Annotated in this window: 1 protein-coding gene; it reads left to right on the forward strand. The window is 40.2% G+C overall.

What is annotated here, in order from left to right; genetic code table 11:
- Window positions 1–1,428 (forward strand): L-fucose isomerase (locus tag COZ07_RS10830; protein WP_406608576.1); only part of this gene is annotated, 1,428 nt, incomplete at its 5' end.
- Window positions 1,429–1,600 lie beyond the last annotated feature (172 nt).

The following is a 1,600-nucleotide window of genomic DNA, read 5'->3' on the forward strand; positions in this document are numbered from 1 at the left end:
GCGGTATATTTATCTGCTGCTCTTGCTGGCCATGACCAGATTGGACTACCTGCTTTTGGTATCTATGGTAAAGAGGTCCAGGATAAGGATGATAAAACTATTCCCGAAGATGTCCAACAAAAATTGTTACAATTTACCAAAGCCGGGCTGGCCGTTGCCACTATGAAAGGGAAATCTTATCTTTCCGTGGGAAGTGTTTCTATGGGAATCGCTGGTTCCCAGGTTTCCCCTGATTTCTTTCAAGATTATCTGGGGATGAGAGTAGAATATGTAGATATGTCTGAGATGATCAGAAGGATAGAAGAAGAAATATATGATCAAGAAGAATATCAAAAAGCTCTTCGTTGGGTTAAAAAAAATTGTCCAGAAGGAGAAGATAGAAATAAAAGAGAGATAAGACATTCTCGCCAACAAAAAGATGCAGAATGGGAAATGGTAGTCAAGATGACCTTAATAGCTCGAGATCTAATGATTGGGAATGAAAGATTAACTGAAATTGGATTTGTCGAAGAGGCAGAAGGTCATAATGCTATTGTCGCTGGATTTCAGGGACAAAGGCAGTGGACCGATCACTTCCCCAATGGTGATTTTATGGAGACTATCTTAAATACTTCCTTTGATTGGAATGGTATAAGGGAGGCTTTTATTTTTGCGACTGAAAATGATAGTCTTAATGGAGTAGCGATGTTATTTAATCATCTTCTTACCGATCGCGCCCAGATCTTTTCGGATATCCGAACATACTGGAGTCCTGAAGCAGTAAAGAGAGTAACCGGAAAAGAACTAACCGGTCTGGCTAAAGGTGGTATCCTTCACCTGATCAATTCTGGTGCTACTACTTTGGATGCTACTGGCCAGCAAAAAGAAGATGGAAAATCAACTATGAAACCCTTTTGGAAGATAAGCGAAGAGGAAGTAAAGAAGTGTTTAGCTAGCACCAGATGGAGTCCAGCTAATCTGGAATATTTTCGAGGAGGAGGATATTCCTCTACCTTCTATACCAAAGGAGCAATGCCAGTAACTATGGTAAGGATCAACCTCATTAAAGGCTTAGGACCAGTATTACAGATTGCTGAAGGCTATACGGTAAATCTACCTCCTGAAGTTCACCATATCCTGGATGAACGAACTGATCCTACCTGGCCTACCACCTGGTTTGCTCCTATACTAACCGGTAAAGGAGCCTTTAGAGAGGTCTATTCGGTGATGAATAATTGGGGAGCTAATCATGGAGCAATAAGTTATGGTCATATCGGAAAAGACCTGATTACTCTTGCCTCTATGTTCAGGATACCAGTAGCTATGCACAATGTCCCAGAAGAACAGATCTTCAGACCAAAGACCTGGGCCTCCTTTGGCACCAAGGGTTTAGAATCTGCAGACTTTAGAGCCTGTAATAACTTCGGGCCATTATATGGTAGGAGATAGAAGGAGGACTGTATTGTTTTAGACGAAGGAATAATCGGGCGATAAGAAAATAGAATAGGGGGATATATTATAAGAAAGTATAATAAATATATAAAAAAGATAAATTTGACTGTTTAATCAATCTCACTGGAAGAAGTTTTTCACCTGGATTGAAGGGTTTTTATCTTAGAGA

Source organism: Candidatus Infernicultor aquiphilus, from assembly GCF_002784285.1.
Classification (GTDB): Bacteria; Atribacterota; Phoenicimicrobiia; order Phoenicimicrobiales; family Phoenicimicrobiaceae; genus Infernicultor; species Infernicultor aquiphilus.